We start from the raw sequence: 26,310 nt of genomic DNA, 5'->3' as shown, positions 1-26,310 counted from the left end.
GAGCCTGCCCGGTGACGCTCTATACCTCGGACTATCTGGAATACTATCTGACCCTGGTGGGCTGGATCGTCAGTAACGGCATCTGGCATGTCCTGGTGGCCAGTGGGGTGTTCGCCTTGCCGTTTCTTGCCATCATCATTCAGGAGTGGCTGCGCGCCCGCGCCGAGGGAGCCGACGAAGGCAACAAGGGCGTGCTGTCCTCACTGCGTATCGAAAACCGGGTATGGGTCGCCATTGTGGTGATTCTGTTTGCGGGTATTCCGTTTATCCCACTGGACCTGAGTACACTGGCATTCGACCGCTCCCGCTCTATCCAGTGCCAGGTCGATGTGCCCCTGCCCGACGAGACGGACTGGGCCACCAGCTTTACCACCCTTAACGACCAGAGTGCCCAAGTGCCGGTCTGGTGGTTCTTCATGCACAGTCTCTCGAAGGCCATCACCGGCGCGGCGGTGGCGGCGATCCCCTGCGGGACCGACCTGCGCCAGATCCGCATGGACATCGACAGCACCCGCATCGACGACCCGGTGCTGGCCCAGGAGGTGGCCGACTTCACCCACGATTGCTATGGCCCTTCACGGGCAAAGCTGTTCATGAACCGGCCAACTCTCGGTGAGGATGAAATGAACGATATCAACTGGATCGGCTCCGGCTATTTCCTCGAAACGCCTGGCTTCTACGACACCTACCACACAACCCTCCCCCGACCGGACTGGCCCTATGACACAGTCCGGGACGCCGGATTTCCGGAAGTGGTCAATGGCGGCGGCTACCCTACCTGCCGACAGTGGTGGGCCGACAGTCCCCAGGGGCTGCGAACGCAGTTGCTGGAGCAGGTGGATCCCGATCTACTGGATCGCATCGGTGAATGGGCGGGGTTCCTGACCCAAGACCAGATCAATGACTCGGTGATACGCGCCATCGCCTCCCCGCGTCAACAAAAGATGAACCAGGGCGCCGTCTACACCGACTACGGCGGCCAGATCGAGATGACGATCCCCAATATCGTGGCCCGCGGTGCCGCCGACGTGGGATTGACCGTCGGCTCGCTGGGCTTTTTCCCCGCCATGGATATCGTGCGCCAGGCTCTGCCCATGGTGCTGTCGTTCCTGAAAATGGCCATGGCCATCTGCATTCCGCTGATACTGGTAGTGGGCACCTATGACCTGAAATCCGTGGTCATCGTCAGTTGCGTGCAGTTCGCCCTGTTCTTCGTGGATTTCTGGTTCCAGCTCGCACGCTGGCTCGACTCGACCATACTCGATGCCCTCTACGGCTGGGGGCTGGGCGCAGACCGACCCCACACCAATTTCAACCTGCTGATGGGGTTGAACAATGCCTTCGGGGATATGTTGCTGAACTTTGTGATGGCAGCGATGTTTATTGTGTTACCCACGTTTTGGGTCACGGCCTTGGGGTGGGTGGGCATACGTGCCGGTGGAATAGCACAAAATTTGGCAGGGGGCTCAAAAGATGCCAGGGACAGTACAGCTTCCGGCATAAACAAAGTATCAGGCAAACTGAAGTAGCCAATGCTTCCCTTCATTCATCGTACGGGTCATTTGGATCATGAGGATCAATGCGCTGTCCTCCAGATGAATAGAGGCCATAGCCAGATTCACCAAACCTCCATTCGTCATTTGCATTCACTTGCTCGTCCCCTTGGTCGCTATTGGCAATCCCGCAAGTAACCAGAAGCGCAAGAACAAACAGTAACGTCAGCCAGAACGCGGTGTACAGCAACACACCGAGAACAGCCAACTTCGTAATCCAGAGCATCGCCTTGGCGAGACCAGTTGGCCAACCGTGTTTCACAAACCACTCAATGGCTCGCCGATCCTGACGCACAACTCCACGCCACGCACGGCCAACCTTACAGCCAGCCCGATGAGCCCACCTTTCGGTATGTGCATTAGTTGCCATCGTTCTGCCTCGCTTTGCAGTTCTGCGTCAACTCATAACCACGCCATCATTCCATCAACTCGCTGAGTGAAACGCTCTTCGTCTATGACCCGCCGCATACTGTTTCAGTTCATGCCACAGGATTTTGACGCAAGTCACGGCAGGGCATCCTCAATACTGCCAAGGATCTACCACTTGGATACCGCAATCGGCGAAATCCTTGACGTTTCGTGTCGCCAGACCGGCGCCACGGGATTTGGCCACCGCGGCAATCATGGCGTCAAACTGGCTGATCGGCTTACCCGCCGTTTTACGGAAGGCGGCAATTTCCGCATAGGCTGCCGCAGCATCACTGTCAAACCCCAGCACCTGCCCGGCCATGTCGGAGACAAAAATAGCCTGAACAGCATCCAACAACGCAGCTTTACGCTGGCCATTCGGTAGCACGCGAACACCATATAGCACCTCCGCCTGGGTGATTGTGGTGGTAAACAACGCCGCGCGAGGTTGCGCCTCCAACCACGCCAGGGCGCGCGCGTCCGGACTTGGACGCAATGTTTCGGACAACACGTTTGTGTCCAGGATAATCACGCATCCAACTCCGGTGGCGTGCGGATCGCCTCCCGGGCGGGCAGCTCCAGCTCAATGCCTTCCGTAGGTGCAATGCGCTCCCGGATCGCCTTCACCAGGGAAGCGCCCCGTACCGGTTCAGACGACAATGCCGCCCGAAGAATGTCCCGAGCCTCATCTTCCATCGACCGTCCGTGTGAAGCGGCTTGCACACGCAATCGAGTCTTGAGCTCGTCTTCAATATTACGAATAGTCATTGTAGCCATGGCTCTCCTCCATTAGTCAATGACTGCATATTAGTCATTGACTAACAGAAATTCAATACCCTCCCAAAGACATCCTCAGCACATGCGTACCGTCGCAACCCCAAACGGCATTAAGGGCTGAAAAGGCTGGCACAACGGAAGGGTGATCAAGGGGAAAGGCCCTACCTGTAAAAGGCGAAAAGGCTCTCCCGCCAATCATCCTCGCCCAACAGAGAAATATTCTCCTGGCGTTCAAGAATACCCAAAATCGCTATGCCACAACGATGCGAAACCCTGTCGCTTTTGGGATGGACCGAAAACGGAGGTAATCCGCACCAACGCCATTTCCCATTCTCCATAGCCGCCACGCGCCCGATGCCTTATACCCGGATGTCACCTTTATCCGGCCCCGTATCTGATAGCGTCATGTTTACACTGCTTCGATCCAAAATTGGCAAAAGGCCACCACCCTCATCCACTCCGGGCACAGAGGAAGTCACAGGCCTGTTCCCTCCGCGGAGCGCCGCCTCCCTGCTGGGAGAGCCCCATCGCCAAAAACTGCTGGAGCGCATCTGGCAGCTCACCGCCGTCTCCAGACAGCAATACGCCACGCTCTACCGGGCCCCACTGGAGCGATACGCCGAATGGGTACAGGCCTTTCCAGCCTCGGAAAGCCATCACCACGCCTACCCCGGCGGGATGCTGGATCACGGCCTGGAAATCGTCATCTACGCCTTGAAGCTGAGGCAATCCCACCTCCTGCCGCCGGGCGCGCCGCCGGAAACACAAGCCGCCCAGGCCGATGCCTGGACAGCCGGTCTCGCCTACGCGGCACTGCTGCACGATATCGGCAAGGTCGCTGTGGATCTACATGTCGAGTACCGGGACGGCACAGTGTGGCATCCCTGGCACGGCCCCTTGTCCGCCCCATACCGCTTCCGTTACCAACCGAACCGCGAATACCGCCTGCACAGCGCCGCCTCCGGACTGCTGTACACCCAACTGCTCAGCCGCGCTATTCTCGACTGGCTGTGTGCCTACCCTGAACTGTGGTCCGCGCTGCTCTATATGCTGGCGGGTAAATACGAACACGCCGGGATACTGGGTGAACTGGTCACCAAAGCTGATCAGGCCTCGGTTGCCCAGGCCCTCGGCGGCAACCCCGCCAAAGCACTGGCCGCGCCCAAACAGGCATTGCAACGCAAACTTTTGGAGGGGCTGCGCTATCTGGTCAGGGAGGCCTTCAAACTCAACCAGCCCCAGGCCTCGGACGGCTGGCTGACCCAGGAAACCCTGTGGCTGGTGAGCAAAACCATCTCCGACAAGCTGCGGGCACACCTGTTGTCTCAGGGACTGGAAGGGATTCCGGAAAAGAATACAGTGTTGTTCGACGTGCTGCAGGACCACGGTATGATTCAACCCAATGGCGAGGGCAAAGCCATTTGGCGGGCCACCGTCACCGGCGACAATGGCTGGGTCAACACCTTCACCTTCCTCAAATTGTCACCCTCACTCATCTGGGAAGCGGGCGACAGACCGGCACCGTTTAGCGGCACCGTACAGATTGAACAGGACGCTCAGAACGACACGCATGCCGAAGTGTCACCAGAGACAACGCCACGACAAGCGCCCGCCCAGCCCAAGAAAAGTGATGCCCCTGCCGAAAGGGCTCAGACCGACGATATCGACGCATTAATGGATCTGCTATCCAGCCCCAAGCGGGGTGAGCCAACAGGTGGCGCCGGAAAAGGGACCGCAGCCGAAGCTGAAAACACCGGTTCAGGAGTAACAACACCTTCCTCCCAAAAACCAACAGTAACCGACTCACCTATCACCCACCCTCCGCCACAGGAACCGTCAGGCGAGCATTTCACAGAGTGGCTGAGAACCAGCATGCTGAGCCGAAAACTGATCATCAATGACGCCAAGGCCCTGGTACATACCGTTGAGGATACCTTTTGCCTGATCAGCCCGGGAATATTCCAACGCTACGCGCAGGAGCATCCTGAAATCTCTCCCCTCGCCAAACAGGATCAAGTCAAGGACTGGCAGTGGATTCAAAAACGCTTCGAACGCCTGCAACTGCACCGCAAACAAGCCGATGGCCTGAACATCTGGACGTTCAACGTCACCGGCCCCAGGAAATCGCGGAAAGTACACGGGTATCTAATGGCGGATCCTGGCGTATTAATGAATGAGACTCCACCAAATAATCCGTACCTTTCCCTGATCGAACTTCAGGGAAATGACAAAGCAGACCAGAACGGGACGCATGCCTAGGACGACCCCACCGGCACTGCTGGACGAAGATTTACCGTCGGTTGCTCCACTGCGGTTTCGGTCTGCTCAATGCTGGATAGTTGTCCATCTTCCAGCTTCAACAACCGGTCACCAAGATGGAAGTAGCGGTCGTCGTGGGAGATCACCAGCACCGCCTTGCCCTGCGTTTTCAGCTCGGGTAACAACTCCCGGTAAAACACCTCTTTGAATACCGGATCCTGGTCAGCCGCCCATTCGTCGAACACCAGAAACGGGCGGTCCTCCAGGCAGGCTGCCACCAAGGCAAGCCGCTTCCGCTGCCCCTGAGACAAGGCCTGGGTGGTGAAAGCGGTGATGATCGGCCTGGCGCTGGCCTCCATTGCCACCTGGACAGTGCTGGTAGCCAAGACCCGGGAGTTACGGATCCTGGTTAAGCGGCAACGACAATCCCTCTCGGTCCTATCTGATGCGGACAGCCTGAAAGCCGCCCACGAAAAGCTCGATGAAGGCCAGGGCAGCACAGAACTGACCCGCGCCGCCGCCAAGGAGCTGCGCTTGTCTGCCAACACCTTGGCGGATACCGAAGGCGTCAAGGAACGGGTTGCTTCCAGCCTGGAACGGTTGGAAGCTGCCAGCGGCAGGAGGATCACCAAGGGCACCAGCATCCTCGCTACCATCGGCGCCACCGCACCCTTTGTCGGTCTGTTCGGCACGGTATGGGGCATCATGAACAGTTTTATCGGCATCTCAAAAGCACAAACCACCAACCTGGCGGTAGTAGCCCCCGGGATTGCCGAAGCCCTATTGGCCACCGCCCTGGGTCTGGTGGCAGCTATCCCCGCCGTGGTGATTTACAACCACTTTGCCCGTCAGATCGCCGCCTACAAGGCATTGGTGGGTGACACTTCCGTAGCCATTCTGAGGCTGGTATCCCGCGACCTTAGCCGTCACACAATTACCGGCCTCAAGGCCGTTGGAGAGGACTAAGCCATGGCCGCCAGGATCCAACACGACGACGAACTGGTGGAAAACCACGAGATCAATGTCACGCCCTTTATCGATGTCATGCTGGTACTGCTAATTATCTTTATGGTGGCCGCGCCCCTTGCAACTGTGGATGTGAAGGTGGATTTACCCGCTTCCACTGCAGAATCCCAACCAAAATCCGACAAACCCCTGTACCTGACCATCAAGGCGGATCACAGCCTGGCCTTGGGCAACGATGCTGTCACGCTGGAAACCCTGCCCAATGCCTTGAAGGCCTCCTCGGACGATAATGTGGAACAGCGTATCTTTCTGCGCGCGGACAAAACCGTGGACTACGATACTCTGATGCAAACCATGAACCGGCTGCGGGAAGCAGGCTATCTGAAAGTTGCACTAGTGGCCCTGGAAGCCGGGGGCTCGGGAAGCACAGCCATAGAGAGACCAGGTTCATGAAAGACAACCTGGCCCGCAAACCCACGCTGACGCTGGTCAAGGCAAGCGGCAGACTTTCCCCGGACGTTGCGGACATCGCGCCCAAACTGGACGACGAGCCCGTCCCGAGAGAAAACAACACTTTCCGCTGGCTGACGTCCCTACTGATGGTTGTGGTCGCTTACGGCGCACCCCTGACCTGGTGGCTGATACCGGAGCAAAACCCCGGCACCAATGCACCACCGCCCGCCGCCATGGTGGTCGAACTGGCTCCCGCGCCAGTGGCGCCAGCCTCACAACCGGATATGCCACCCGGTCCTGAGCAGGCGGAAGTCGCACCTCCCCCCGAGCCCGAGCCACAACAGGAACCCGAACCGGAAATTCCTCCGGCACCACCTGCGGTTAAACCGGAAGTGGCGGTGAAACCGAAATCCGAACCAAAGCCCGAAAAACAAACGTCAAATGAGCTTCAGCAAGAAGAACCGGAGATCACTCCACCCGAAGATAAACCGGCCAGCGCAGCCAGTGCACCGCCAGATGCACCCCAGGATGACGTAGAAGCCGCTGCGCCAAACCAAGGTGTCTCCGCACCCGCTGTCAACTCGAACGCCATCCCCACCTGGCAAAACAGCCTGATGTTGAAGCTCAATGAGGCCAAGAGCTACCCCACCCAAGCACGCCGATACCGGCAGGAGGGGGTTGCCTACTTGCGCTTCACCATGGACCGGGAAGGCAATGTGCTGACAAAAAGTATCGAACAAAGCGCGGGATATCCTCTGCTGGACGAAGAAACCTTGGCGCTGATTGACCGTGCCCAACCCTTGCCCAAACCTCCTGTGGAGATGCAAGGTGAAGCGCTCGAATTCGTGGTGCCGGTTGAATTCTTCTTGAATGTGCGACGTTGACGTCGCCTATGTAATTGTTTCAAAAGGAGGTAATCCTTGAGAGAAACCTGATGTTCCGTCATCAGTAGCCTACCGGCACATGCGGGACTGGTAACGGTCCGGTGTGAAGCTGCCGGGACAACGTAGCCGGGTCTTCGGATCGTGCCGATACTGTGAAGTATTAGCATTATCTATGAGCATCGATGTGGATAGGGCGCCAGGCTGGGTGGTATGACCAACATATGTGAACTGCTGATAAACGTCGTTTAGAATGACAAGCCAAAGATGCTGACAGGCTTGAACCAAAAGGTGCGCGGTCGGCTGCCTCTCTGTTCAGTGGGGGCACACGGACATCATGACCGCCGGCGAAGAGGCAGGGTCTAACCCACTTCGTTACATAGGTGAAACACGGTAAGCCCGTATCCCCGCCCGGCAACGGGCAGGCGGACCGCAAGGAAAGTTGATGGGGGTGCGGGTATGCGAGGTCGGAGAAAGCGAATGCCGCGTTGTAACGACGTGGATAGAGGTTGCGGTCTGCCAATATTACCTCGCCCGAAAGGGAGCAGACTTCCGACAGGTCTCTCGTCGCGAGAGAATTTGTAGAACCCTCGAAAAGGAGGACAGGCAAATGATGGTCATGAACATGACTGGTGCGGCCTCCGGCGGTGAGGCCGACTGGCACCGGATTGATTGGGCCGGGGTGGATCGAACCGTGCGAAGGCTGCAAGTGCGTATCGCGAAGGCAGTTCGGGAAGGCCGCTGGGGCAAGGTGAAAGCGTTGCAATGGCTGCTGACCCACTCGCAAAGTGGCAAGGCCCTTGCCGTTAAGCGGGTTACGGAAAATCGAGGAAAGAGTACTCCCGGTGTCGATGGAGCAATCTGGGACACGCCGGGCAGACGTGCCAGAGGAATGTTGTCGCTTACGCGGCGGGGCTACCGCCCGCAGCCGCTGAGACGGGTATATATCCCGAAAGCGAACGGAAAACTGCGCCCGCTGGGCATTCCGACGATGAAGGATCGGGCCATGCAGGCACTCCACCTGCTAGCACTCGACCCTGTCGCGGAGTCCACAGCGGACCCCAACTCCTACGGCTTTCGGCCGAAGCGAGCGAGCCGCGATGCCGTCGAACAGTGCTACAAGGCGCTGCGTCTGCGGAATGCGGCGGACTGGGTTCTCGACGCAGACATCGCCGGTTGCTTCGACAACATCAGCCATGACTGGCTCATCGCCAACATCCCCACGGACAAGGTGGTGCTTCGGAAATGGCTGGAATCCGGCTTTATGCAGGATGGCGAGCTGTTCGTGACGGAAGCGGGTACGCCGCAGGGCGGTATTATCTCACCGACGCTTGCGAACATGACCCTGGACGGGATGGAGAGGATGCTGCAGGACCGTTTTGGTCCCCGGCGACCGAACCGTCGTCGTACCAAGGTCCACCTGATCCGCTATGCCGACGACTTCGTCATCACCGGTAGGTCGAAGGACCTTCTTGAAGAAGCGAAGGTGATGGTCGAGGACTTCTTGTCGCGCAGGGGCCTTTCCCTATCCGATGAGAAGACGCGTATCGCGCATATTGAGGAAGGCTTCGACTTCCTCGGCTGGAACGTGCGCAAATATGATGGGAAGCTTCTTATCAGACCTGCAAGGAAAAATGTGCAGGCCTTCTTGTGCAAGGTTCGGGCAATCATCAGGAGCGCTGTCGGCGCAAAGCAGGAGGATGTGATAGCACGTCTCAACCCGGTCATCCGGGGATGGGCGAATTATCACCGCAACCAGGTGGCGAAGATGACCTTTCGAAAGGTCGACCACCTCATCTGGCAGCAACTCTGGCGCTGGGCCTGTCGCAGGCACTCGAACAAATCGCGTAGCTGGGTGAAAGCACGTTACTTCGTCCTCGAAGGTACGCGAGATTGGGTGTTCCGTGCGGAAGTGACGGACGACAAGGGGAACCGCACGACCGTGCGCTTGGTGAAAGCCACCGATGTTCCCATCCGCCGTCATTGTAAAATCAGGGCGGAAGCTAATCCGTTTGATCCGGCATGGGACGGTTACTTTGCCGACAGGCTAAGGCTGCCCACGGATCGTCAGGATCGGTCCGCACAGGCCAACAACTCCACCCGACGAAGTGAACTGGCGGCTCTCGTGGAACAGGGCTTTGCGGAGGCTTGAGCCGTATGCGGGGAAACTCGCACGTACGGTTCTTAGGGGGGCGCGGCCCAGTAATGGGCCGTTCCTACCCGAGCGTTGACCCCTACCGCGGCAATCAAGAATTCGCTTTTTTGATTGCCTGACGACATGAGGACATACACCGGCTCTGCGCAAGGAGCAAAAACAATACAACCAAACAGGCATATCAGGGTGAAAACATGGAACTTCGCCATCTGCGTTATTTTCTTGCATTGGCGGAAGAGCTTCACTTCGCCCGGGCTGCAGCGCGTTTGCATATTGAACAATCTCCCCTCTCCCGCACCATCAAGGAGCTCGAGGAAGAACTCAATGTCCTGTTGTTCCAGCGGAGTCGCCGTGGAACTCAATTGACATGGGCTGGCCAAGTTTTCCTAGAAGATGTTCAGCGGATCTTTACCGTCTTGGACCAGGCCCGCAATAACGTCAAAGCTGCCGCCACCGGCTATCGTGGCGCTCTGCGAATTGTGCTTTCCGATGGCATCGTCCAGCCGCGCTTGGCATCGCTGCTCGCCCTTTGCAGGGAAGAGGAACCCGATGTGGAAATTCGCTTGTTCGAGCGATCTCTGACCCAACAAATCAAGGGACTGCAAAGCGATATTTTTGACGTCGGTTTTGCCCACACAGACAACGTCGAAAAAAGTATTTTGGTTGATGCTGTTTGGGCCGATACTCTCGTCGCTGTTATTCCCTCCCGACATCCATTGCTGTCTTTCACCCATGTGCCACTGGACGCCCTGCTGCGTTATCCGTTGGTGCTCTGTCACCCTGACGTCTGCGAGGGGTGTAGTCGGCAAATCGACCAGATACTCAGGAGTGTGAAGACAGAGCCCATCGTCGCCGAGCATGCCACGTCACTCGACTTGATGCTGACTCTGGTGGCCGCCGGTTATGGACTGGGCTTTGCCACGGAGTCCCAGCTCAAGGTGTACCGACATCCGGATGTGGTCCCCCGACCACTCGATATGGAGATGGCCACACTGACCACTTATCTACTGCGCCCAAATACCGAACCGTCTGAACAACTTGAACGGTTTCTACAACGGGTCAGTCGCAGTGATCGATCTCCCGGGGAACTCACTATGGAAGAAGACTAACGCTATGGACTGGATTTGACCCTGTTGTCCAGTTGCGCTTCCGTAGCCTCTATAAGCACTCCTGCACGACAGCCCAATGCATTTGCGATTTTTAAAATCAAAGCGAGTGTCGGCATATGTTCGCCGCGCTCGATCTTCCCCAGATGAGAACGCTCAATCCCTGCAAGGTGAGCCAGCTTTTCCTGGGCTATGCCCAAATCGACCCTGGCTTCCCGCACAGCCGCACCAAACGCCAGAGCAGGCTCGGCATTATAAGTCGTGGATCCTACGGGGCGCCCCCGCTGCATTGAACGCTTCTGCATCTGCAAAAGCATCCATTATGGACTTTGCTTAAACCACGTTAAATTTAACTCATTATTGATAAGATAAGCGGAAAATTTTGCAACTGTGGTTCGGCAGATATGGACACTGAGAATTCAAGCAGCCTGCACATCGTTCTATGCGACACGCTAACCCATCCTCAATTGGCAACTCTGCTCGCGCGACAAAGAGCCGAAGAGCCAAACGTCAAAATCCAGGTTCACGAGTCGAGCACATCATCAATATCCCAGAAATTTAGCCGCGGACAATACGATATCGGGATATCCCGATCCGCGATTGTCAATGATCGATGGAAAGCCGTTCCACTATGGAGGGAGGCTTGGATAGTCGCCGCATCAATCCACTCTTCATTGGGGCGAGAATCCATTGTCACGCCAGCCCATTTAATGGACTTCACTATCATCCATTGGGACGCCGTTTTCAGAAAAGCCTCGTTTCTGGAGCTGGATACAATTCTCAGATCGCTGGGCAACCAGCAGCCCAATGCCTTACAGACCGCCCTAACCGTCGATGTCATGATGGCCCTGGTTTCGGCAAATTATGGCGTTACCATCGCACCCGCGCCAATTGTGGCACGATATCAATCGTGGGGAATCGTCGGGCGCCCTTTAGCCAACCCGTCTCCAACAACAACCACCTATCTGATCCATCGCTCCAATCTGGACCCTGGAGGTAGAGATGGACGTTTTATTGAAAGAGCCCTATCAATACCGTGGGTCACCCATGGGCGACTAGGCTTTGACAGCTAACGCATCCGACAAGTCACAGCGTGGCTCGTTGTCACGTCCAAGAGTCACGGGGTCTATCCTTTTAGAGCCAGACATACCTCGAGCGCCACTTCATGAAATCCATGCTCCGTCACCGCTTCGATAGGAGGACGCCCGTCTAGATCCTCGCGGGGTTCAGATAGCACACCGTGAATCTGCCATGGGTCCACCTCTCCACACTGCTTGAGTACCGCCTGAATCAGCTTGTGCTTCAATGGCTCAAAGTGCCAGCCGGGAATACGATGTCCAAGGTTGCCAATTTTGAGCGCCAACACCCTGCGCCTTTGGATTTCATAACTGATCCAGCGTCGGGATTTGCCCACCATTTTTGCGTAGTCCGCTGCGGTTACAACCTGTGATGAGTTGAAGATATTGAGCATCTCCTGACGCCGGCGCTGAGAGTCGGACATCACAGGGCGTGGCCCCTTCACTGCGGACAGACGTTGTCCAGACTCGGGGATCACCGGCGCATTTTCGGTCTCTTGCAGCATCACTGTTAGCGTGGGAGCGGATATCACCGGTTCAACTTTTTCCTTAGCCTCGATCTCCGTCTCATCAAGCTCTGGAACACCCTCCAGGTGAACAGTCAGGACTCGGCTGGCAGCATCAACCAGATTCTGCTCAAACAGGTCCAGGCGGTCAGCCCAGTCTTGCATCATGTGGCGCCGTTGCTCAATGTATTCGGCATGATTATAGGCGGCGCTCACCTTATTAGGATCAGAGTGGGATAACTGCGCCTCAATCCACGGCTTGGGGTAGCCAATTTCATTGAGCGCTGTGGATAGGGTCGCGCGAATACCGTGTCCGGTCAGTTGATCTTTATACCCCATACGCTTGAGCGCACCATTTAGGGTATTTTCGCTGATCCGTTTTTTCAGATTGCTCGCGTGGGTAAACAGATAGTGCTGCGCAGGCTTCATTCGCTCGAGCATGAAACGAATTATCTCAAGGGCCTGCACAGACAAAGGAACGATATAAGGTGGGATGGTGTCGGAACGCCGGTTTTCATTGCGCAGCTTTAGCTGCAGTTGCTTAACGACAGTGGGTGGAATGATCCAGAGTCCTCGCTCCAAGTCAAATTGATCAGGCGTTGCCAAACGCAGCTCGCCAGTACGCACCCCAGTCAACAACAAGAGACGCAGCCCCAACTGAGTCTGTAATCGCCCTTGATAGTTGCGCAACATTTGCAGCATTGCGGGAAGCTCTGCCATGCGCAGAAATGGATTATGACGAGCCGGTGGTTGCGGCAATGCAACCACATCCAAATCAAACGCGGGATTCTGCTGCAGATCAGGGACAATAATCAGGGCATAGCGAAACATCTGCCGAAACCAGACGCGCACTTTTTCCGCAATACTGAGCGCCCCACGCTTCTCAATCCTGGCGACGACTTCCAAGAGGTCTGGTCGCTGGATTTCATAGATGGGACGTTTGCCGAGTATCGGTAACACATCCTTGTTGAAGATACGCTGAATCTGGGACAGTGTACTTTGACGCCCCTCCTTCAACACCAGCTTGCGGTGTTCGACCCATTTTTCGAACACTGCCTGGAAAGTGTTTTCGTCCGCCAGACGGACCGCCCGGCGCTTCTGTTTTCGATGGATGTGGGGATTGGTGCCCTTGACCAAGAGGGCGCGGGCATCATCACGGAGTCGGCGTGCCTCACGCAAACTCACCTCCGGATAGGGACCCAGCGACATCCGTCTTTGTTTACCGACCCAATAATAGCGGAAGTGCCAAGACTTGCCTCCAATCGGGGAAACCGCAAGAGAAAGTCCATCGATATCGGGGAGTGTGTAGGCCTTGCCAGTGACCTTGGCATTCCGAACGGCGGTGTCTGATAGTGCCATGCTCCAGCTCCTGAACTTTAGAGTCAGGACTAGATGCTTGTCATATCGGTCTCACTCCTCCAGCGTTAATCCGGAACCCGCCGAGCCCGTATTGAAATGGACTTAAAAAAGGACTTAAAAGTCTTGGCTGCCGACAGATTTCAGTGGATCTTGCTGGAACAAAAAAAGGAGCTTTCGCTCCTTTTTTCAATGACTTACAGACTTCAGTAGAACTTTGTAGATCATAAATTGGAGCGGGAAACCGGGTTCGAACCGGCGACCTCAACCTTGGCAAGGTTGCGCTCTACCAACTGAGCTATTCCCGCATTTTATCCCATCAGGATAAAAGTGGCGTCCCGTAGGGGAGTCGAACCCCTGTTACCGCCGTGAAAGGGCGGTGTCCTAGGCCTCTAGACGAACGGGACACAAGGTTCTCATCAAGAGAGGCGCGCATTCTAAGAAGCGGCATGTGCGCTGTCAACCCTGCATTCTGTTTTTCTCTCCGGCAGCTCGGAAACCCACGACAGCGGCCCGGTGGCAACCCGTGATCAGAATGTCAGAACGGCTCCAGTTGCAGGGAGACCGAATTCACACAATATCGCAGTCCGGTTGGTTCAGGACCGTCATCAAACAGGTGGCCCAGATGGGCGCCACAGTGCGCACAAGTGATCTCGGTGCGGCGCATACCATGGCTGGTATCGAAACATTCATCAATAGCATTGTCCTCTATAGCCTGATAGAAGCTCGGCCAGCCGGAACCTGAGTCATACTTGGCCGCAGCATCAAACAGCGGCTGATGGCAGCATTTACAGTGATAGATTCCGGGGGTCTTCTCATCGCAATAGGCGCCACTAAAGGGAGGCTCAGTGCCCTTCTGACGACAGATTCTGAATTCATCAGGGGTGAGCTGTTCGCGCCATTGTTCATCATCAAATTGTCTTGTGTTTGCCATCCTCAGCACCTCAGAGTTTTCTTATTTATGGCAGGGTTTTGATATACAATCAGTTTTTACCCGAATTGGACAACCAGAAACAAGACTTTATGCAACACATCCAGAAATCAAACAAGCTGAATAACGTCTGCTATGACATTCGCGGCCCGGTGCTCGACCACGCCAACCGGCTTGAGGAAGAGGGCTTGCGCATCCTGAAGCTGAATATCGGCAACCCCGCCCCGTTCGGTTTTGAAGCGCCCGACGAGATCATTCACGATGTCATTCACAACTTGGCCAAGGCCCAGGGCTACTGCCACTCCAAAGGCATCTACAGTGCCCGCAAGGCCGTCATGCAACGCTGCCAGTTGATCGGCATCCCGAATGTCGACATCGACGATATTTTCCTGGGCAACGGCGTCAGCGAGCTGATTGTCATGGCCATGCAGGCACTGCTCAACAACGGTGATGAGATTCTGGTGCCGGTGCCGGATTACCCCCTGTGGACAGCTGCCGTCAATCTGGCCGGGGGCAAGGCGGTTCACTATCTCTGCGATGAAGCCAACGAATGGCAACCGGACATCGAGGATATCGCGCGGAAGATCACACCGAATACCCGGGGCATCGTGGTAATCAATCCCAACAACCCCACCGGGGCAGTTTACTCCGAGGCAATTCTGCAAAAAATTGTCGAACTGGCACGGCAGCATGACCTGATTATTTATGCCGATGAAATCTATGACCGCATTCTCTACGATGATGCAGTACATGTACCACTCGGCAGTCTGGCCACTGATGTGTTGTGCATCACCTTCAACGGATTGTCAAAAGCCTATCGTCTGGCAGGCTTCCGCTCCGGCTGGCTGGTGGTGAGCGGCGCCAAACACCGCGCCCGCAGTTATATACAGGGCATTGAAATGCTGGCATCCATGCGGCTGTGCGCCAACGTGCCGGCCATGTATGCCATCCAGACCGCGCTGGGCGGCTATCAGAGCATCAATGATCTGGTGGCCCCGGAGGGCCGTCTCTACCAGCAACGCGAAAAAGCCTGGTCCCTGTTGACCCAGATACCCGGTGTCAGTTGCGTCAAACCCAAAGCGGCGATGTACCTGTTCCCCAAACTGGACCGGGAAATTTATCCGATTGAAGACGACGAGCAATTGGTACTGGATTTATTACTGGAAGAACGGATTCTGCTGGTGCAAGGCACCGCTTTCAACTGGCCGGATCCCGACCATTTCCGCATCGTATTTTTGCCGAGGGAAGACGATCTGGAGGAAGCCATTGAGCGGCTGGCCCGCTTCCTGGAAAAATACCGTCTCAATCATCCGGTGACAAAGGTAAAACTGGCTCAGGTGGCCCCTTAACCGATCGGATAGAGAATCCTGTCCCGATAACCGGTCAGTACCGGGACGTAACCCGCCAGCTCCCGGTCCAGTTGTGGGTCGTTACTGTCCACCATCAGCGGCCTGCCCGCGAGTTCGGTGATTTTGGTTTTGGTCGCCACGACTATCAGGTTTTCCCGGCCAGCACGTCTGATAATGGCCGGTGTCAGTTGCTGATTGCCGCGACCCAGCAGTATACCCTGGCCCCCAATTGGCGTAATGATAATACTCACCGGACCGTTGAATTCCCCCAGCGCCTGTTCAATTTGTCCGGCTGAAACGTCCCCGGCCAGCAACTGTCCATTCCTGACCAGATCCACACCAAGCAATGTGTTATCGAGCCCCATTGCCGCCATTAGCCCCGCTGTGGTCGAGCCGGGGCCGACCAGATAGAGTGTGTCATCCTCCATTTCCTCCATCAGGGTATCGGCTATTTCATCAACCACCAGCGCTTCCACTTCCCGGCCGCCATCCTTGACCTGTTGCACAAAACGTCCTTCTTCCGGCACCAGCAACTCCCCGTAGTAACGGGACATGACCCGGCCCCGGCGGAACGCCTCCTCGTCGATATCGCGTACTTCCTGCCGGCGAATATCCACGAGGTCGGCACGAATCAGCCGACAAACCACTTCGCCCGCCGCTTCCGGTGTAATGGCATACACACCGGAGTGCATCTTGACCCCTGCTGGTACACCCAGGACCGGCTGATTTGGAGAAACCGCATTGCAAATATTGCGTGCCGTGCCATCGCCGCCAACAAACAGCAGCAAATCCACGCCTTTGTTCTCCAGCACTCTGGCCGCCTGCTCGGTGTCCTCCGGCCGGGTATTCAGGGGATCCGTTTCACAGACCAGTTCGGGGACAAAACCACATTGTCTGGCCACCGACTCCCCCATCAGACCGGGACAGGTCAGCACCGATACGGCGTCGCCTCCGAGCGCATTGAAGATAACCTCCAGTGCTCTGACAGCCCGCTCTGGCGCACGCAACCCGGCCCCGTCCCGCAACGCTTCGGCAGCAGCCTCACCGTCGCTACCTTTCAGCGCCGCGGGACCACCGATACCTGCCAGCGGATTGACGATCAAGCCGAGTGTGAACATGGTAGCTCCTGAATGTGCCTCTGCAAATTTAACCCCGGGGCTTGCCTTACAGGGTAATCATGGTATGTTTTGCCTGTCGACCATCACCAGTGAGCAAACATGGAGCAGCCGAAAATCAAGCCCGATAAACACGTCAAATCACCTGATTTTCACGGTGCAGCCCTGATTGATGATAATGGCAGGGAAATCCCGATTACCGAGGATATGGTCCAGGATGCATTCAGTGATCTGGACCAAAAGGCAGAAAACCACTCAGCCAAAAAACCCTCTTCTATACAACAATAAATCCCAAGGCAGCCAACTGTCGGGCCAAAGACTCGTCGCTATCCACTCTGACGCCAAAATGCTGGAATTCACGACGTGCGGGATAGGTTTTCCGCAATTGGTCAAACCCAAAACCCACTGCTGCGGGGTCACGGGCTGACAGCAGCGCCTGACGCATACGACGGTCGTCATCTGCTATATCGTAAACAGCCAGTACCGACTCCGCCAGAGACGTGGCACGGAGCCACTGGACAGCCTCATCACGCCCGGGTTTTTCCGGCGAGGGTTGCCCCAACCACTGACAAAATGCCTCGCACACCATGCGGGTACCATTGATTTTGCCGTCCACGCTATACCCGGCGATATGCGGCGTGCCAATGGTAACCTGTTCAAGCAGGGGCAATGATATCTCTGGCTCAGACTCCCACACATCCAGCACAACCTGCCACTGTTCACCACGATTCAAACGCAACAGCGTCGCATTATCCACCACCGGCCCGCGCCCGGCGTTGAGCAATAGCCCGCCGGGCGCAAAATTCATTAGCGCCGCTTCGTTCAGCATGTGGTGGGTCGGATAGGGCCCACCGATAGTCAGCGGGGTATGCAGGCAGAGAATATCGGCTTCGAGCACCCGCTCAAAGGTTGTCAGGCCCCCGATAGCTGCGTTATCGAGAAACGGGTCGTAGCAGCGGCAATCGACGCCCAGCGCCCGCAGGGTACGATAGAGCCTGCCGCCCACATTACCGCAGCCGACAATGCCCACCGTTTCCCCGAGCCAGCCGGGTCGCAGACGACACAGTGCCGAGAGCACGTACTGAACCACGGCATTGGCGTTGCAACCTGGCGCACTGGCAAATCGAATGTTTCTGGACGTCAGATAATCCATATCCACATGGTCGACACCTATCGTGGCAGAACCGACAAATTGTATCGGACTGCCCTCGAGCAGCGCCGCATTGACCGGAGTGACCGAGCGGACCAGTAACACATCCGCATCCACTAAACGTGCTGCCGTCAGCTCACGGCCGGGACAGGTCACCACCTCGCCATAGGGCGAGAACAATTCCCTCACCAATGGCATATTGTCATCGGCAACAATTTTCATCGGGTGTGTGATGCCTCCTTCACGATGCGCTGCGTCTGGCCTCTGGCGTGCGCAAGTTTTACGGCACGATTTTTCAGTGTAGTGCCCAGCCCCATTCGCTGACAGAAATCATCCAGTTTATCCAATGCGATCGGGGCACGTTGCAAAGCGGGTTCCCCAACGGGTGCGTCCAGGGCTATCCGGGTCAGGGATTGGGCCATTAGCAGTTGCTGCCGGTGGGCGGCAATTTTTTCAGGTAGCTGCTTCGCACCGCGCACGGGCAGATTGGCGATTTCAGATCCAGCCGCAAGCAACCCATCCAGCGACGCGCAATGCGCTAACAATTCAATCGCCGTTTTTACACCCACGCCCGGTAAGCCGGGTATGTTATCGACTCTGTCACCCACCAGTGCCAGATAATCTGCCAACTGCTCCGGCCAGACCCCGAGTTCTCTTTTGATGGCAAATCGATCCCTGGCAGGCGTACGGTCAAAGTCCCAGAGTAACGCATCGTCGTCCAGCAATAACTGGGCAAGGTCTTTATCGCCACTGATCACCGCGATCGGGTGGCCGTCGTCACGCCCCCTTTCAGCCAGGGTGCCAATAATATCATCCGCTTCATGGGAATCGCTGGCCAGGGTCAAAATGCCCAGGATAGCTGTCACCTCAGCACAGGCCCGTAACTGAAAGGCGAGTGCGTCGTCGGGCAGCTCGCGATTGGCCTTGTAGTCCGGGTAAATCGTATTCCGGAAACATTGGCCCAGGCTCTCGTCAAAAGCCACTGCCATAAACTGCGGCTGAACCTGCTCGAGCATATCCAGCAGAAAACCGAGATAACCGTACACGGCCTGCGTGGGATAGCCTTCCCCGGAATACCACCGCTGCGGCAGCGTAAAATAATGGCGAAAAATATAGATGGAGGCATCTACCAAATACAGTGGGGGTTTTCGTGTCACCATCAGGATCCCAGCGAACCGACACGGTAGTGGCAGGGATCCAGGTAGTCCCGACCACCAAACATCTCCGACAGCGATGCGGCGAACAGCGCTGCCCGCATCGGCAAACAGCCAACACACCAGCTCTGAGCCTGGTCGGCTACTGCCGCAGCGAACGCGTCACTGGCACCGACATCCGCGGACAGATTATCGGCACTAATCTGAAACCGTTGCCCTGCCGCCACGGAAAATATCCATTCCAGTGCCTGGGGTTTGATCTCCACCTGCTCAAAAGCACTTTGCTCATTGACACTGCGGCCATCGGGCCGATACCAGTAACCAAAATCCACCCGTTGACGACGCTGCTCACCGGCAATACACCAATGGGCAATTTCATGAAGGGCACTGGAAAAATAATCCTGCCGGAAAATCAACTGGTGACAGTCATCTACCCCCTCGGCAGGCAGATAGACCGGTTCCTCACCGCCTCCGCTCAACAGGGTATTGCAGGAGTCGGCAAACAGATCGTTGAAAACGCCCATCAACTGACACGTCCGGGGGTCAAAAATAACCGTATCACCAGACAATCGTCACACCCTCACAGCAAACTGTGTTGTTGATTTTCTCCCAGTAGTCAGGGGAAAGGTAATCACGGCCCGCCAGTAAATGTTCGATATACCAGCGTGCCGGGCGAATGGCGTGATCAATCACGGCGGGATTGGCTATATAGGTCCAGGCGGGCACGACACCGCATTCTGTCTGTACCGGAAAACGTTCGCGACTGTACCTGAATGGCGTGCCCTCAAAGGGGTCCAACCTGGCAATTTCTACAGAACTTTCCAGCTGGTAAAGAACCCCTTCCACCCGCTCATTCCGGGCAAAAACGATATTGGCGCAAGCCAGCCGGGCATCGTGGCCGGAGCGTTTATTGAACCGTAGGCCATAACCATCCAGCCAGCCAGCGCACTGGCCGACAACTCGCATCTCACGCGCAGCCATGCGCTGTGAATTCATATTTGAGCCATAGGCAAAATAGTAGCTCACAAAATATACCCAAGGTATTGTGCTTTGAAATGATCGGTAGTACCTTATTTTGCGTGGATGCGTTTTAGCCGTACGCACCTACAGGCCCCGATTCAGGACGCAGTTCCTCAGGGCCTGTTCGAACCGCCATTTGAGGAGGCTGTATTATGACTACCTCAACACCTGACCACAACACGGACAACGTGGTCGATCTCTTCACAGGGAAGCCCTACTCCTCCCGGTTAAACCGCCGCATTATCCGTCTCGCTCCCGAACTCGATGGTCTGGAAATGATCTATTCCAACGAGACTCACCCCAACAAGCTGTTCAGTGTCAAAGTACTGTGCTGGGCATTGCGTGCCGATGGTGAGGTGGTGGGTCTGGTGCCCTGGCTCGATGACATCATGCCATGTACCGAGATACAGGATCCGCTGAATGGTCACTGGGAGGGCTACTACGACCCGGGCATCGATGAAGTCTTCTTTGAAGCGCCCATCCACAAGGTATTGGAGGTGGAAACAGCTGCAGAATACTATGAGGTCGATTGCGAGACAGACAGCGATGTCGTCCAGGAACTGCCGGACACCATTGGCACCCATGCGGTACTGTCGAGCGACGGGTTCAAAAGTATTACGCTGAAGGAAGTCGTCAGCTGGCGACTGCTGTACGACGGCACCGTGCAGGGCATGCTGATCGATGATGAAAAAATCATCAGCACACCAGTGCTGCCCGGCGATGCGTGCCTCTACTCAGCCAAAGGCGAAGAGACTTTCTGCTATTTCTTCCAGCACCATATCGCCAACAAGATCAAGGCGCAGGATCCGGAAGCACTGGCAGCGATCTCCATGCTGGTGGAGTCCTGAGTAAAGCGGCAGGGACTGGGGAAACCCGGCCTGTAAAATTAAAGCGCCGCTGACAGCCCGTGGGGTAACATCAAAGCTGTCCCGATGATGGCACCGGGCGGCTCAATGAAACAGACCCGATAATCCTGTGTGACTCGGGTCGGTTGTCCTGCTCACCCCGTTTTCTGTTGTCAGGCACGCTGTTGCCGCCCCAGCCTCCTTCCCAATTCTCCTTGCCAAACAGCCTTGTCTCAATAACTCATCAATGCAGCTCAGGACTATGTACCGAGGCTGCCTCTCAATGTGAGCCTATGGGCAATTGCGAGCAAAGGCCGACACGGAGTTGGCGACGGCAGCCAGGTGTTCAGTCTGATCAAAGCCCGAGGCCTTGCGGGGTTTCAGATCGTGATTGCCATCCTCCAGCCAGTGGATTGTTACGGCAGGGCTCAACGGGATTGAGGCCAACTCATCGGGCTTGCCAAAGGGATCACGGGTGCCCTGATAGACCAGGGCCGGCGTCGTCATGATTTGCAAGTGATCAACCCGCATCCGCTCTGGTTTACCGGGCGGATGAAAAGGATAGCCGAGGCAACACAGCCCTGCTGCGCCCAGCTCGTCGGCAACCATACTCGCCATACGACCACCCATCGATTTACCACCGATAAGTATCGGGGCGGGAAGATCCTCGCGGTGACAGCAGTGGGCGTAGACTTCGCGCCAACAATCCAGCAATACGGGCTGGCGGTCTGGCGGCCGCTTTTTCCCGGTGAGACGACGTTGTCGCATATAGGGAAACTCAAAGCGCACAACAGTCACACCCGCGACCGTCAACTGTCGGGTGATGGCCGCCATAAAATCACTGTCCATCGGTGCACCGGCACCGTGGGCCAGGATCAATGAACCAACTGGCCGTGTTTGCTCCGCTGGCCGGTCTATCAGATAGCTCAGGGGAATCTCTGTCACGGTGAATCTGCCAGCTGACGAAACTGTTGCCGCGACAGCAAATTACAACTTTCTGTCACCGGATCGAAGGTAATTACCACATCACCGCGATCTACCTGCCGTCTGAGCCGCTGCCGTTTGGCCTGCAAAGTCAACTCCTCGAAGCCGTAGTCCGTGCCCTCACGGGCGATAAAGTCCTCCAGCAGCGCGGTGAGCAGTTCGTCGGATAACCGATGTGGTGGAATCTGAATCACGGAGCCGCCGGCTTGATAAACTTCAGCGTCATGCGGTCGCTTTCGCCAATGGCCTGATACTTCTCTCGATCCTTCTCCTGTAACCGCAGGGAGGGCGGCAGGGTCCAGACACCCTCGGGATGATCGGTCGTATCTTTGGGATTGGCATTGAGTTCGGACTTGGCCGCCAGCACAAAACCGGCTTTTTCCGCCAGTTCAATCACGTAGGCCTCGGGCATATAGCCGCTGCGTACCATTTCGGCCCGGTCGATGGTGCGGCTGGTGCGATGCTCCACAACACCGAGCACCCCGCCGGGTTTGAGCGCCCGGAAAAACAGTTCAAACGCTTTTCCTTCACTATCAGAACGCAACCAGTTGTGTACATTGCGGAACGTCACCACCCGGTCGGCGACTCCATCGGGCACCGTCAGCACACCATTCGCCGGATCGAATGTCGACAGGATCACATCGCCATACGCCGTAGGATCAGCGGCCAGCTTCGCGGTAAATCTCGCCAACGACCGTTCGTAATAGGGCACACCGCTGTCTTCTGGAAAATGGGCCGCATACAACAGGCCTTGATCAGCGTCCCCGTGATGGACCAGTGGCGCGAGGATCTCGGTATACCAGCCAGCGCCGGGGGAAATTTCCACCACGGTCATGCCCGGTTCCACCTGAAAAAAGGCCAGGGTTTCCACCGGATGACGATAACTGTCGCGTGCCACAAATTCGGGGGTTCGGTGAGCTCCCGTAAAAGGAGATGCATCGGCTATAGCATCGACACATCCCAGCCATAACACCAGCAACAGTAACGGATTAATGATTTTCATCTCGATCTCCTCTGGGTCTCTGAAGACTCCAAAATGGCCAACAGATAATGTCCGATCGTGGCCGGGGGCCGATTGTTAGGCCATAATAGTCCCACAACCGCACAGGAATAAGAACCGCGCATGAAACACTATCTCGCATTGACCGTCATCGCCAATGATCGCCCCGGCATCGTGGAGCGCATCGCCGATGTCGTCACTCGCGCCGGTGGCAACTGGCTGGAAAGCAGCATGTCCCGCCTTGCCGGCAAATTCGCCGGCATCCTGTTGGTGGATATTGCCGAAGACCGACAGGCGGCTCTGCTCACGGCGCTGGAACAACTAGAGCAGCAGGGTATTCGGGTAACCGGCGAGGCCTGCTCCTCACTGCATCCAGCCGATGGCGAGCGCGTTACACTGACGGTGGTCGGCAACGACCGACCGGGTATCGTCGGCGAGATATCCGGTATTCTGGCAAAACTGCAGGTCAACGTGGAGGAACTCAATACCCACTGCGAAGATGCTCCGATGAGCTCGGAAATCCTGTTCCGGGCCAGTGCAACCCTGCAATTGCCACAGGACCTCGACAGAAGCCGACTACAACAGGCACTGGAAAGTGTATCGGACGACCTCATGGTGGAGCTGGAACAGACCTGAAGGCATTCAGGCAACCAGGCCTTTCAATAACAATCCCACCCCAAATGCCATCCCGGCAGCAATACCACCGATCGCCACCGTTTCCAGCCCCGACACCAGCCAACCCTGATCCACAAAGCGACCCTTCATGGCACCGACGATGAAAAAAGCTATCACTGTGAGGCCAGCGGACAGGCCAAAGGCGTAATCGATCAGCCCCGGGGATAACCAGTTGGCGACATAAGTCACCAACGGGATAAACCCTACCAGACAAAAGGCGCCAAAGGTGGCCAGACCGGCCTTGAACGGGTCATGTGATTGCAGCGAGAGACCAAACTCTTCCTGAACCATGGTATCCACCCAGGTTTTCTCATCCGAGGTAATCACATCCACAGCATCTTCGAGAACACTCCCTTCGAAACCCTTGCGGGCATAAATCTGGCGAATCTCCTCCACCTCGCCCTCGGGAAATCGTTTAATTTCCTCGAGTTCCCGGTTGCGGATCTTGATGCGGTGCTGGTTCTCCGCACGGGTACCCAGGTAGTTACTCACCGCCATACTGAAACCGTCCGCCAGCAGGTTGGCAAAACCCAGGATAATAATTACCGAAGAAGACAGACCGGCACCGGCAACACCCGCAACAATGGCAAACGTGGTGATGGCACCATCCACCGCACCGTAGATAAAGTCCCTCACATAAACAGAGTCCGGGCCATCATCCAGACGCTGGGCAATCAACTGAGGATGATGGTGGGCTCTAAAATCCTCAATCTCTCCGAGCTTATCGTGGTTTTCCATGGGCCAACTCCAGAGCAAACCGGGATTAAAGTAAAGCCCGGCATTGTGTAAACGGTCAGGCTGAACCGGTTAATACCGAGAATGCCAGATAACTATTGTAGATAATAAAGATCGATAGCAGACCAAAACCCTCCAGCCGGTTAATCCGGCCCTGCCCTCTAAAGCCGTAGGCCATAAACAGCAGCATCACCATGAGAAGCATCATTGTGCCCCAATCGCGGGTCAACACCTGTTGTGACAGATTGGTCAAGGGCTCAATAAGACCCGCGATACCGACCACCGCCAGAATATTAAACATATTGGAGCCGACGATATTGCCGATGGCAATATCGTGCTCACCCTTGCGCACGGCAATAACAGAGGAGGCCAATTCAGGCAGGGATGTGCCCAGCGCGATTATTGTCAAACCGATAATCAGGTCGCTGACACCCAGGGATTCGGCAATGGTCACAGCCCCCCACACCAGCAGCCTCGAGCTGGCCACCAATACGATCAAACCCACTGCCAACCAGAAGATGGCTTTCGCCAGCGGCATGGTATGTTCACGTATTTCCTGATCGAAGTCTGTTGCTAGGGCATCACCCCGGTCCCGAATAGCAGAAAAAACCGACCAGCCGATCAAGGCAAAAAAACCGATCAGCAGCAATGCCGCCTCCCAGCGAAGCACTGCGTTATCCCAAAGCATGAGGCCCGCGCCAAGACAGATCAGAATCAGCAGCGGCAACTCCCTGCGAACGATTTTTGAATGCACCATGATCGGCATGATCAGAGCTGTGACACCGAGTATCAGGCCGGTATTGACAATATTGGACCCCAACGCATTACCCAGAGCAAGCTCAGGGCTGCCATCCAGGGCCGCCATGGCCGACACCACCATCTCTGGGGCAGAAGTGCCAAAACCGACAATCACCATCCCGATCAGGAGGCTGGGCATACCGGCATGATAGGCTGTCGCCGCAGCACCATCCACAAACCGGTCAGCACTCCAGATCAACAGAGCAAAACCCACCAACACCGCCAACATTGCAATCAGCATATCGCTCCCTTGTTAACTATTCGTTCTGTCGTTAAAACCTGCGCATCAATTCGTCGATACGCACACGCCATCTTCTACCGGGCGGAGCATCCTAACCGGCAACACTTTGCAAGACCAGCTATAGGAAGCAGTCAGATCACTACTGCCCACCAGCAAAATCATTTTGTCGCCAGGCCTCATAACTGACAATGGCCACCGCATTGGACAAATTCATACTGCGACAGCCGGGACGCATGGGAATTCTCAGACGGTGGGCCGGGGCAAAACTGTCCATCACTGACTGCGGCAAACCGGCTGTTTCCGAACCGAACAGGAGAACGTCACCGGGGCGATAAGCGATCCCGTCATAGAGCGCGCCTCCCTTTGTGGTACAGGCGAAAATCCGCCTGTCAGCCATCTGCGCCAGAAATGCCGTGTAGTCGGAGTGACGGGTGACTGAGGTCATATCCCGGTAATCCAGCCCGGCCCGGCGCAACTTCTTTGCTTCCAGGTCGAAACCCAACGGTTCAATCAGATGCAAATGACTGCTGTTATTCGCCATCAAACGGATGATATTACCCGTATTCGGAGCAATCTGCGGTTCGTAAAGGGCAATGTGAAACATAGAGAGATCACGCGAAGATGAGGCAACCATTCTAACAGGTGCAACCCCCGTCAGACATACTGTCTCCGTCACCACCCATGACGCACGGTGGCAATCAAGCACCGCGGTTTATGGATCAAAATACTGGGAAGTGGACAATGAATCATCGCACTTGACTTTGTCACGGTGAGAATTATGATACGATATATCATCTTATTCACGGTTCTCAATAAA

The 26,310-nt window shown here is 56.1% G+C and carries 30 protein-coding genes and 2 tRNA genes; 12 read left to right on the top strand and 20 right to left on the bottom strand.

The annotated features are described in order from the left end of the window. The first annotated feature begins 11 nt into the window (after positions 1-11). Positions 12-1,529, top strand: coding sequence for a conjugal transfer protein TraG N-terminal domain-containing protein (locus AACZ64_RS02565; protein ID WP_293613802.1), 1,518 nt, complete (start codon positions 12-14; stop codon positions 1,527-1,529). Positions 1,530-1,542: 13 nt separating this feature from the next. Here AACZ64_RS02565 and AACZ64_RS02560 read toward each other — a convergent pair whose 3' ends face one another. The 3 genes from AACZ64_RS02560 to AACZ64_RS02550 form a co-directional block, all read right to left on the bottom strand. Beyond that, the gene (locus AACZ64_RS02560; RefSeq protein WP_293613801.1) at positions 1,543-1,923 is read right to left on the bottom strand and encodes a DUF3742 family protein; all 381 of its coding nucleotides are present in this window, start codon (positions 1,921-1,923) and stop codon (positions 1,543-1,545) included. A 150-nt stretch (positions 1,924-2,073) separates the two neighbouring features. After that, entirely contained in the window at positions 2,074-2,493 is a 420-nt protein-coding gene (locus AACZ64_RS02555; protein WP_047012821.1) for a type II toxin-antitoxin system VapC family toxin, read from the bottom strand. After that, entirely contained in the window at positions 2,490-2,738 is a 249-nt protein-coding gene (locus tag AACZ64_RS02550) for a plasmid stabilization protein (RefSeq protein WP_047012822.1), read from the bottom strand. Before AACZ64_RS02550 ends, AACZ64_RS02555 begins: the two co-directional genes overlap by 4 nt. A 405-nt stretch (positions 2,739-3,143) precedes the next feature. On the opposite strand from AACZ64_RS02550, the gene mobH reads away from it, so the two are divergent. Then, the gene (mobH, locus tag AACZ64_RS02545; protein ID WP_293613800.1) at positions 3,144-4,997 is read left to right on the top strand and encodes a MobH family relaxase; all 1,854 of its coding nucleotides are present in this window, start codon (positions 3,144-3,146) and stop codon (positions 4,995-4,997) included. On the opposite strand, the gene AACZ64_RS02540 is transcribed toward mobH, so the two are convergent. Next, the gene (locus AACZ64_RS02540) at positions 4,994-5,362 is read right to left on the bottom strand and encodes a hypothetical protein (RefSeq protein WP_339639655.1); all 369 of its coding nucleotides are present in this window, start codon (positions 5,360-5,362) and stop codon (positions 4,994-4,996) included. The genes mobH and AACZ64_RS02540 overlap by 4 nt on opposite strands. On the opposite strand from AACZ64_RS02540, the gene exbB reads away from it, so the two are divergent. The 5 genes from exbB to AACZ64_RS02515 all read left to right on the top strand — a co-directional run bounded on the left by exbB (position 5,331) and on the right by AACZ64_RS02515 (position 10,561). After that, entirely contained in the window at positions 5,331-5,963 is a 633-nt protein-coding gene (gene exbB / locus AACZ64_RS02535; RefSeq protein ID WP_293613827.1) for a tonB-system energizer ExbB, read from the top strand. The two genes, AACZ64_RS02540 and exbB, sit on opposite strands and share 32 nt — an antisense overlap. Before the next feature lie 3 nt (positions 5,964-5,966). After that, on the top strand, positions 5,967-6,416 hold the full coding sequence (gene exbD, locus AACZ64_RS02530) for a TonB system transport protein ExbD (RefSeq protein WP_293613798.1): 450 nt from the start codon (positions 5,967-5,969) through the stop codon (positions 6,414-6,416). Further along, on the top strand, positions 6,413-7,300 hold the full coding sequence (locus tag AACZ64_RS02525) for an energy transducer TonB (protein WP_293613797.1): 888 nt from the start codon (positions 6,413-6,415) through the stop codon (positions 7,298-7,300). Before exbD ends, AACZ64_RS02525 begins: the two co-directional genes overlap by 4 nt. Positions 7,301-7,907: 607 nt before the next feature. Beyond that, a complete protein-coding gene (gene ltrA / locus AACZ64_RS02520; protein WP_293613796.1) occupies positions 7,908-9,449 on the top strand; it encodes a group II intron reverse transcriptase/maturase in 1,542 nt (513 codons plus the stop codon). A 197-nt stretch (positions 9,450-9,646) separates the two neighbouring features. Beyond that, positions 9,647-10,561, top strand: a complete 915-nt coding sequence (locus AACZ64_RS02515; protein ID WP_293613795.1) for a LysR family transcriptional regulator — start codon at positions 9,647-9,649, stop codon at positions 10,559-10,561. Positions 10,562-10,563: 2 nt separating this feature from the next. Here the strand turns inward: AACZ64_RS02515 and AACZ64_RS02510 are convergent, their stop codons facing one another. Continuing rightward, complete coding sequence (locus tag AACZ64_RS02510) at positions 10,564-10,863, bottom strand: helix-turn-helix transcriptional regulator (RefSeq protein WP_293613794.1); 300 nt, start codon at positions 10,861-10,863, stop codon at positions 10,564-10,566. A gap of 99 nt (positions 10,864-10,962) precedes the next feature. On the opposite strand from AACZ64_RS02510, the gene AACZ64_RS02505 reads away from it, so the two are divergent. Further along, entirely contained in the window at positions 10,963-11,631 is a 669-nt protein-coding gene (locus AACZ64_RS02505) for a LysR family substrate-binding domain-containing protein (RefSeq protein ID WP_293613793.1), read from the top strand. Positions 11,632-11,684: 53 nt separating this feature from the next. On the opposite strand, the gene AACZ64_RS02500 is transcribed toward AACZ64_RS02505, so the two are convergent. From AACZ64_RS02500 to msrB, 4 genes are all read right to left on the bottom strand, one after another. Then, positions 11,685-13,499, bottom strand: a complete 1,815-nt coding sequence (locus tag AACZ64_RS02500) for an integrase arm-type DNA-binding domain-containing protein (protein WP_293613792.1) — start codon at positions 13,497-13,499, stop codon at positions 11,685-11,687. A gap of 229 nt (positions 13,500-13,728) precedes the next feature. Beyond that, a tRNA-Gly gene (locus AACZ64_RS02495) sits at positions 13,729-13,804 on the bottom strand. Positions 13,805-13,827: 23 nt separating this feature from the next. Beyond that, a tRNA-Glu gene (locus AACZ64_RS02490) sits at positions 13,828-13,903 on the bottom strand. A gap of 131 nt (positions 13,904-14,034) precedes the next feature. Continuing rightward, positions 14,035-14,430 carry a peptide-methionine (R)-S-oxide reductase MsrB gene (gene msrB / locus AACZ64_RS02485; RefSeq protein ID WP_293613791.1) on the bottom strand — a complete coding sequence of 132 codons (396 nt, stop codon included), beginning with the start codon at positions 14,428-14,430 and terminating at the stop codon, positions 14,035-14,037. Between the two features lie 89 nt (positions 14,431-14,519). Between msrB and AACZ64_RS02480 the strand changes: the two genes are divergently transcribed. Continuing rightward, the gene (locus AACZ64_RS02480; protein WP_293613790.1) at positions 14,520-15,776 is read left to right on the top strand and encodes a pyridoxal phosphate-dependent aminotransferase; all 1,257 of its coding nucleotides are present in this window, start codon (positions 14,520-14,522) and stop codon (positions 15,774-15,776) included. Here AACZ64_RS02480 and AACZ64_RS02475 read toward each other — a convergent pair. After that, the gene (locus AACZ64_RS02475) at positions 15,773-16,894 is read right to left on the bottom strand and encodes an ATP-NAD kinase family protein (protein WP_293613789.1); all 1,122 of its coding nucleotides are present in this window, start codon (positions 16,892-16,894) and stop codon (positions 15,773-15,775) included. The genes AACZ64_RS02480 and AACZ64_RS02475 overlap by 4 nt on opposite strands. A 99-nt stretch (positions 16,895-16,993) precedes the next feature. Between AACZ64_RS02475 and AACZ64_RS02470 the strand changes: the two genes are divergently transcribed. Then, positions 16,994-17,179, top strand: a complete 186-nt coding sequence (locus tag AACZ64_RS02470; protein WP_293613788.1) for a PA1571 family protein — start codon at positions 16,994-16,996, stop codon at positions 17,177-17,179. Here the strand turns inward: AACZ64_RS02470 and AACZ64_RS02465 are convergent. Genes AACZ64_RS02465 through AACZ64_RS02450 form a run of 4 tightly spaced genes read right to left on the bottom strand, consistent with a single transcriptional unit; the run spans position 17,166 to position 20,221 of the window. After that, positions 17,166-18,263, bottom strand: a complete 1,098-nt coding sequence (locus tag AACZ64_RS02465; RefSeq protein WP_293613787.1) for a 4-phosphoerythronate dehydrogenase — start codon at positions 18,261-18,263, stop codon at positions 17,166-17,168. The two genes, AACZ64_RS02470 and AACZ64_RS02465, sit on opposite strands and share 14 nt — an antisense overlap. Further along, the gene (locus AACZ64_RS02460) at positions 18,260-19,201 is read right to left on the bottom strand and encodes a 5'-3' exonuclease H3TH domain-containing protein (RefSeq protein WP_293613786.1); all 942 of its coding nucleotides are present in this window, start codon (positions 19,199-19,201) and stop codon (positions 18,260-18,262) included. The genes AACZ64_RS02465 and AACZ64_RS02460 overlap by 4 nt, the downstream gene beginning before the upstream one ends. Then, complete coding sequence (locus tag AACZ64_RS02455) at positions 19,201-19,764, bottom strand: elongation factor P hydroxylase (RefSeq protein ID WP_293613785.1); 564 nt, start codon at positions 19,762-19,764, stop codon at positions 19,201-19,203. The genes AACZ64_RS02460 and AACZ64_RS02455 overlap by 1 nt, the downstream gene beginning before the upstream one ends. Next, entirely contained in the window at positions 19,754-20,221 is a 468-nt protein-coding gene (locus tag AACZ64_RS02450) for a gamma-glutamylcyclotransferase family protein (RefSeq protein WP_036860779.1), read from the bottom strand. Before AACZ64_RS02450 ends, AACZ64_RS02455 begins: the two co-directional genes overlap by 11 nt. Positions 20,222-20,367: 146 nt before the next feature. Here AACZ64_RS02450 and AACZ64_RS02445 point away from each other — a divergent pair, with 146 nt between their 5' ends. Further along, on the top strand, positions 20,368-21,063 hold the full coding sequence (locus AACZ64_RS02445; RefSeq protein WP_272993196.1) for a hypothetical protein: 696 nt from the start codon (positions 20,368-20,370) through the stop codon (positions 21,061-21,063). Positions 21,064-21,351: 288 nt separating this feature from the next. Here AACZ64_RS02445 and AACZ64_RS02440 read toward each other — a convergent pair whose 3' ends face one another. Genes AACZ64_RS02440 through AACZ64_RS02430 form a run of 3 tightly spaced genes read right to left on the bottom strand, consistent with a single transcriptional unit; the run spans position 21,352 to position 23,047 of the window. Then, positions 21,352-22,005, bottom strand: coding sequence for an alpha/beta family hydrolase (locus tag AACZ64_RS02440; RefSeq protein ID WP_293613784.1), 654 nt, complete (start codon positions 22,003-22,005; stop codon positions 21,352-21,354). After that, complete coding sequence (locus AACZ64_RS02435) at positions 22,002-22,238, bottom strand: YheU family protein (RefSeq protein ID WP_293613783.1); 237 nt, start codon at positions 22,236-22,238, stop codon at positions 22,002-22,004. Before AACZ64_RS02435 ends, AACZ64_RS02440 begins: the two co-directional genes overlap by 4 nt. After that, the gene (locus AACZ64_RS02430; protein ID WP_293613782.1) at positions 22,235-23,047 is read right to left on the bottom strand and encodes a methyltransferase; all 813 of its coding nucleotides are present in this window, start codon (positions 23,045-23,047) and stop codon (positions 22,235-22,237) included. The genes AACZ64_RS02435 and AACZ64_RS02430 overlap by 4 nt, the downstream gene beginning before the upstream one ends. 120 nt (positions 23,048-23,167) lie before the next feature. On the opposite strand from AACZ64_RS02430, the gene AACZ64_RS02425 reads away from it, so the two are divergent. Further along, positions 23,168-23,680, top strand: coding sequence for an ACT domain-containing protein (locus AACZ64_RS02425; protein ID WP_293613781.1), 513 nt, complete (start codon positions 23,168-23,170; stop codon positions 23,678-23,680). 6 nt (positions 23,681-23,686) lie between these two features. Here AACZ64_RS02425 and AACZ64_RS02420 read toward each other — a convergent pair whose 3' ends face one another. From AACZ64_RS02420 to AACZ64_RS02410, 3 genes are all read right to left on the bottom strand, one after another. Then, positions 23,687-24,457, bottom strand: a complete 771-nt coding sequence (locus tag AACZ64_RS02420) for a VIT1/CCC1 transporter family protein (RefSeq protein ID WP_293613780.1) — start codon at positions 24,455-24,457, stop codon at positions 23,687-23,689. Positions 24,458-24,512: 55 nt separating this feature from the next. Next, positions 24,513-25,493: a calcium/sodium antiporter gene (locus tag AACZ64_RS02415; protein WP_293613779.1), complete on the bottom strand. Its 981-nt coding sequence runs from the start codon at positions 25,491-25,493 to the stop codon at positions 24,513-24,515. A gap of 139 nt (positions 25,494-25,632) precedes the next feature. Then, positions 25,633-26,097, bottom strand: a complete 465-nt coding sequence (locus tag AACZ64_RS02410; protein ID WP_293613778.1) for a tRNA (cytidine(34)-2'-O)-methyltransferase — start codon at positions 26,095-26,097, stop codon at positions 25,633-25,635. Between the last annotated feature and the right edge of the window lie 213 nt (positions 26,098-26,310).

This window comes from uncultured Porticoccus sp. (assembly GCF_963975625.1).
In the GTDB taxonomy this organism is placed as follows: domain Bacteria; phylum Pseudomonadota; class Gammaproteobacteria; order Pseudomonadales; family Porticoccaceae; genus Porticoccus.
The sequence above is the reverse complement of the archived record's forward strand: the minus strand, read 5'-3'. Positions and strand labels throughout refer to the sequence as shown.

Coding starts and splice junctions, on each gene's coding strand:
- AACZ64_RS02465 (WP_293613787.1), bottom strand. CDS start 18,263: ATGAAAATTGTTGCCGATGACAATATGCCATTGGTGAGGGAATTGTTC.
- AACZ64_RS02415 (WP_293613779.1), bottom strand. CDS start 25,493: ATGCTGATTGCAATGTTGGCGGTGTTGGTGGGTTTTGCTCTGTTGATC.
- AACZ64_RS02550 (WP_047012822.1), bottom strand. CDS start 2,738: ATGGCTACAATGACTATTCGTAATATTGAAGACGAGCTCAAGACTCGA.
- exbD (WP_293613798.1), top strand. CDS start 5,967: ATGGCCGCCAGGATCCAACACGACGACGAACTGGTGGAAAACCACGAG.
- AACZ64_RS02410 (WP_293613778.1), bottom strand. CDS start 26,097: ATGTTTCACATTGCCCTTTACGAACCGCAGATTGCTCCGAATACGGGT.
- AACZ64_RS02515 (WP_293613795.1), top strand. CDS start 9,647: ATGGAACTTCGCCATCTGCGTTATTTTCTTGCATTGGCGGAAGAGCTT.
- exbB (WP_293613827.1), top strand. CDS start 5,331: ATGATCGGCCTGGCGCTGGCCTCCATTGCCACCTGGACAGTGCTGGTA.
- AACZ64_RS02460 (WP_293613786.1), bottom strand. CDS start 19,201: ATGGTGACACGAAAACCCCCACTGTATTTGGTAGATGCCTCCATCTAT.
- AACZ64_RS02525 (WP_293613797.1), top strand. CDS start 6,413: ATGAAAGACAACCTGGCCCGCAAACCCACGCTGACGCTGGTCAAGGCA.
- AACZ64_RS02505 (WP_293613793.1), top strand. CDS start 10,963: ATGGACACTGAGAATTCAAGCAGCCTGCACATCGTTCTATGCGACACG.
- AACZ64_RS02445 (WP_272993196.1), top strand. CDS start 20,368: ATGACTACCTCAACACCTGACCACAACACGGACAACGTGGTCGATCTC.
- AACZ64_RS02430 (WP_293613782.1), bottom strand. CDS start 23,047: ATGAAAATCATTAATCCGTTACTGTTGCTGGTGTTATGGCTGGGATGT.
- AACZ64_RS02500 (WP_293613792.1), bottom strand. CDS start 13,499: ATGGCACTATCAGACACCGCCGTTCGGAATGCCAAGGTCACTGGCAAG.
- AACZ64_RS02420 (WP_293613780.1), bottom strand. CDS start 24,457: ATGGAAAACCACGATAAGCTCGGAGAGATTGAGGATTTTAGAGCCCAC.
- AACZ64_RS02560 (WP_293613801.1), bottom strand. CDS start 1,923: ATGGCAACTAATGCACATACCGAAAGGTGGGCTCATCGGGCTGGCTGT.
- AACZ64_RS02480 (WP_293613790.1), top strand. CDS start 14,520: ATGCAACACATCCAGAAATCAAACAAGCTGAATAACGTCTGCTATGAC.
- AACZ64_RS02425 (WP_293613781.1), top strand. CDS start 23,168: ATGAAACACTATCTCGCATTGACCGTCATCGCCAATGATCGCCCCGGC.
- mobH (WP_293613800.1), top strand. CDS start 3,144: ATGTTTACACTGCTTCGATCCAAAATTGGCAAAAGGCCACCACCCTCA.
- AACZ64_RS02470 (WP_293613788.1), top strand. CDS start 16,994: ATGGAGCAGCCGAAAATCAAGCCCGATAAACACGTCAAATCACCTGAT.
- ltrA (WP_293613796.1), top strand. CDS start 7,908: ATGATGGTCATGAACATGACTGGTGCGGCCTCCGGCGGTGAGGCCGAC.
- AACZ64_RS02475 (WP_293613789.1), bottom strand. CDS start 16,894: ATGTTCACACTCGGCTTGATCGTCAATCCGCTGGCAGGTATCGGTGGT.
- AACZ64_RS02510 (WP_293613794.1), bottom strand. CDS start 10,863: ATGCAGAAGCGTTCAATGCAGCGGGGGCGCCCCGTAGGATCCACGACT.
- msrB (WP_293613791.1), bottom strand. CDS start 14,430: ATGGCAAACACAAGACAATTTGATGATGAACAATGGCGCGAACAGCTC.